The organism is uncultured Methanobrevibacter sp. (assembly GCF_902788255.1).
GTDB lineage: Archaea > Methanobacteriota > Methanobacteria > Methanobacteriales > Methanobacteriaceae > Methanocatella.
Map to the genome: position 1 here is coordinate 1 of NZ_CADAJR010000060.1, position 4,491 is coordinate 4,491.

4 protein-coding genes and 1 pseudogene are annotated in these 4,491 nt (G+C 33.1%); all 5 read right to left on the reverse strand.

The features are described from left to right. Window positions 1-115: 115 nt before the first annotated feature. Complete coding sequence (locus QZV03_RS11090; RefSeq protein ID WP_296876783.1) at window positions 116-2,407, reverse strand: ABC transporter permease; 2,292 nt, start codon at window positions 2,405-2,407, stop codon at window positions 116-118. Between the two features lie 4 nt (window positions 2,408-2,411). Further along, the gene (locus QZV03_RS11095) at window positions 2,412-3,116 is read right to left on the reverse strand and encodes an ABC transporter ATP-binding protein (RefSeq protein ID WP_296792766.1); all 705 of its coding nucleotides are present in this window, start codon (window positions 3,114-3,116) and stop codon (window positions 2,412-2,414) included. Between the two features lie 378 nt (window positions 3,117-3,494). Next, window positions 3,495-3,854 carry a HEPN domain-containing protein gene (locus QZV03_RS11100; protein WP_296876786.1) on the reverse strand — a complete coding sequence of 120 codons (360 nt, stop codon included), beginning with the start codon at window positions 3,852-3,854 and terminating at the stop codon, window positions 3,495-3,497. A gap of 1 nt (window position 3,855) precedes the next feature. Next, on the reverse strand, window positions 3,856-4,161 hold the full coding sequence (locus QZV03_RS11105) for a nucleotidyltransferase domain-containing protein (protein WP_296876785.1): 306 nt from the start codon (window positions 4,159-4,161) through the stop codon (window positions 3,856-3,858). Window positions 4,162-4,265: 104 nt separating this feature from the next. Beyond that, window positions 4,266-4,491 (reverse strand): annotated as a pseudogene (locus QZV03_RS11110) (transglutaminase); the annotation flags it as partial.

Below are 4,491 nucleotides of genomic sequence, written 5' to 3' on the forward strand. Positions count from 1 at the left end.
CTCATACACCAAAACAACAAACAAAATACCTGAAAATAATAAAAATTAATGCAAAAAAATTTTTAAAAAATAATTAATTTTGAGTCGCCCTCAAAAAAATAAAAAAAGAAAATGGTCATTCCCTTTCTTTTTTAAGGGCTTCGACCATGTCAATGTTTTTGAGTTTGTTGGCAAGCAACAGATTAACAATTGCAGATACGACAATTGTTATTACAAAGCTTATTGCTATAGTGGTTAAGGAATAATTTGTCGGATAATACAGCTTGTCAGTATTGCTCCTGATGGATTCAAGAACATAATATCCTGTCGGAATTCCAATTAAAAAACCGACCAGAGATATTCCCAAATACTGTGTAATGAACAGTTTTCTCAAATCACTTAACGGGAATCCTAAAACTTTCAGTGTTGCCATATCCCTTTCCACCTCAGTGAAACCTAAAAGACCTAAACTGTACAATACAACAACCGCCAATAGGACTGCAAATATCACCAGAATTATAATGAGGAGATTTGCAGTTTGTGTGAGCTTATCCCAACTGTTTGTCAAGTCCTTATAATTGTTGACACTTCCAACACCATCTAATTTATCAGTAACCTTTTCCTTTGTAACAATTTCTGTCGGTTTAAATGAAATATTGTTTTTTTCCGCAAAATCGGATGATATTGTAATTCCTTGAACTGAAGGATCACCATAAATGGCATCGACTGTGGAGTTTATCCAAGTTTCATTACCATATAAATGCCATTCTATCTTATCGCCAACGCTTAGACCAAATATTTCAGCAGTTTTTTGTGAAATGGAAACCCCATCGTTTGGCAATGTCATTTCATGCCTATCTTTATCGGTTGGGGTGATTAATCGGGTTTTATCATGAACCGTCAGCACTTGCGTCTTTTTAATATCATTGGCCTTGATTTGAATAGATTTTGTCATGACTGGAGATCCGTTTACATCGTCAATTATTGAATCTATTTGTGACTGTGAAACATTATCCTGGAGAACCAATTGTGTTTCATAGTGGTTGATGTCATTATATTTCCAGGTTTTCAAGTCATTGACCCCATCATGCATACCGAATGCTGAGATGAGAAGCACAGTACAACCAATGACCCCGAATAATGTAATGACCGCTCTTAATTTATTTCTGTTAATGTCTCTGATATTCCATCTAAAGTTAAATCCTAATTTGTTCCATATCCTTGTATTTTCAATGAATCCTATTTTGCTTATTTTAGGAGGCTTTGCCTTCAAAGTTGCTGACGGAGATTCACGAATAATGTTTGCAACTGCAAAGTATGAGCATAACAGTGAACCTAAAACGATTAAAAGAGCCACATAAATGAAACTCATATTGAATCCCGGATCCCAGCAAGGCAGGGTGTAATATGACTGCATAGTGTCAACAAAAATGTATGGTATCGTATTATGACCGATTATTATACCCAGTACGCTACCAATCAATGTCAGATAAAAACCATAGGATAAATAATGGATAATTAATGGCCTGTTTTCAAAACCTATTGCCTTTAAGGTTCCAATCTGTGTTCTTTGACGATTAACTATACGTGTCATTGTAGTTAATAGAATCAGAAGTGCAACAACAACGAAAATGATTGGAAACATGACTGCCAAAACGATGTGCTGTTTGATTTCGTCCTGTATTTGATTGTCACTGGCACTGTCTTCTCTAGACATAAATGATGCGCCTTTTATAATGTCATCATATCCCTTATCCTCAAGCATTTCACGTGTCTGATTATAATAATCATGATTGCTGACATTGGTTGTCATTAACAGCTTATTGTGAGGCATGTCCGGAGTTGGATATGCCTTATCTGACAGATATCCGAATCCCTGATATTTGAAATCTGAAATCAAACCGTTTTCCGGTTCCTCATAGACATAATCCGGAGAATATCCAAGTCCACGGATTGTCTTGTTTATTGTAATTCCATTGAAGTTTAGGGATATATTGTCCCCAACAGTCAAATTCTTCGCTTCAGCAAATCTTCCATCTAACCAAATGCCATCTTCATCACTGAAGTTAATGTTACTCCCTTCAACAGGATAATATTGGGAGATATTGTTTTTCTCTAAAAAATGCAGGGTTACTGCGGGCTCATCCTCCAAGTCGGCAATTGACTTTACAACAAACTGGGTTTCAATGCCCGTTGTCGAATTCATATCCCGAAAGTCCTTGACAACACTATCATTGAAATTGCTTCCGAAGGCATAGGCATCGGCCATGTTTGTTTCCTCATAATAATTATTGAGGTTATCCTGCAGGCCCTGAACTTCAGATCCTATTCCCGCAAACGCAAGCAAGGTGATAAAGGACATTAAAAATATTGCTATAAACTGCATTTTATTTTCCTTAATGTCCCTAAGCATCTTCTTGAATAACATAAAATCACCAGTTTATATCATCCACAGACTGAGGATTTTCATTTTCTTCAATGTATTCAACTTGACCGTTTTTGATATGGATGACCTTGTTTGCGACTTTTGCAAATTCAGCATTGTGTGTTACTATAATAACTGTTGTGTTTTCACGTTCACACAAGTCAATGAGCAATTCTATGATGATTTTTCCAGTGTTGGAATCCAGTGCTCCGGTAGGCTCATCACACAAAAGCATTTTTGGATTTTTGGCTATTGCCCTTGCAATTGATACCCTTTGCTGTTCTCCACCGGACAGCTCTGATGGGAATTTATTAACATGTTTAGATAGTCCAACCTTAGCCAGAATCTCTTTTCCATCAATGCCTTCATCAACTATATCATTTAATATCTCAATGTTTTCACATGCAGTTAAATTTGGAATCAAATTATAGAATTGGAATATGAAACCTATTTCCTTTGCCCTGTAGCGTGTGAGCTTTTTATCTGAAAAAGAGGTGATGTTTTCATTATCAATGATTATTTCACCACTTGTAGCCTTATCAAGACCACCTAAAAGATTGAGCAGGGTTGATTTCCCACTTCCAGAGGGTCCAAGAATAACTACAAGTTCCCCTTTATCTATTGTAAAATTGAGATTATTTGCTGCTTTAAGTATCTGATTTCCAGTCTGATACTCTTTGTAAACATTTTTAAGTTCTATTAATGTACTCATAACTAAAACCTATTAATTTATCAATATTATTAATTTAATTTATAATAGTATATATTTTTTACATAAATTGAATAAACAAAATCTTCAAAATGAAAAATGAAATATAAATCTGACTTAATAATAAACCAATCAAATGCAATTTTATGAACAAAATCAAAATAATCAGTGAAATATTTCATGAAAAAATTAAAATAATATTTGATTAAACTTCAAAAATCAAAAAAAGCCTTTTTAAAAAGGATTTTGCCCGTATACTATACAAAATATAATGTACTTTTAGCTCCTCATTTATACTATTACAAACATTACATTAAAATATTTACGGTAATCAAGAATGTCTATTTTAAAATATAAGAAAAAATTAAAACATGATCTTATTTATAAAAAACGTTTGGACTCTTCCATAAATTCTTCGGCATTATTTATCCATAAGTTTGCAATACTTTCTGTAATCCCATCAACAGCATCATAATCAGCATCTTCACGTAAAGATTGGGCACGTGCAAGATATTTAGCTATATTTCTATCAAAATCACCTTGATTTACATACACTTGACCAAATAAGGAGATTAAACCTTCATGAGATTTAGGATAATGCTCTTTTTTAATTAACAATGCTTTAGCAGTTAAAAACATGCAATAATAAGCTGCACTAACAGATGTTGCATACTGATGATTATCAAAAAGGATTTTGCTTGAGATTAACTTATCATTTGCTTTTGAAATAAATTCATCCACTTCAGACAAGTACAACACCATCCTCAAGCACATTAGTTAAAAATGAATAATCTTTTGTGTTGTTAAATCTGTCTACTGACATAATATGTGGAGAAATTAATTCCTGTTGATCAAAAACAATATCACCAACTACATCAGTAATAATTGAATCGATTTCTTCCCAATAATCAGAAACGATTAAAATATCAATATCAGAATCTTTTCTATCATCACCCCGAGCAACAGAACCAAACAATATAATTCTAACTATCTTGTCAGAATTAATAGCATTTGCAAACTCATGAGCAATTTTAACACGATTATTCATACATAATCCCCAAAGAATTTTATAATTTATTATATCAAGTTCATTAATAATAAACATTTTCAAAGTGCGACTTTATGAAAAAACACATATTAATGAAATTCTAACTAAAACTCAAAATCAGTTGTAAGCTCCAAGATATCCGCACTTTGCATCAGAATATTAACCAATCTTTCATCCAAATCTGCATGGTTATCATGATAGTCAATTTCACCAAGTTCACTTCGGATTGTATAAGCCAAGCGTTCCTCATTCAAACTGAAAAATGCATTAATATTTTTATTATTTCCTCGAGCATCAAGTCTGATCCATTTATCTAAATCCTTTATATAC

Coding starts and splice junctions, on each gene's coding strand:
- QZV03_RS11090 (WP_296876783.1), bottom strand. CDS start 2,407: ATGTTATTCAAGAAGATGCTTAGGGACATTAAGGAAAATAAAATGCAG.
- QZV03_RS11095 (WP_296792766.1), bottom strand. CDS start 3,116: ATGAGTACATTAATAGAACTTAAAAATGTTTACAAAGAGTATCAGACT.
- QZV03_RS11105 (WP_296876785.1), bottom strand. CDS start 4,161: ATGAATAATCGTGTTAAAATTGCTCATGAGTTTGCAAATGCTATTAAT.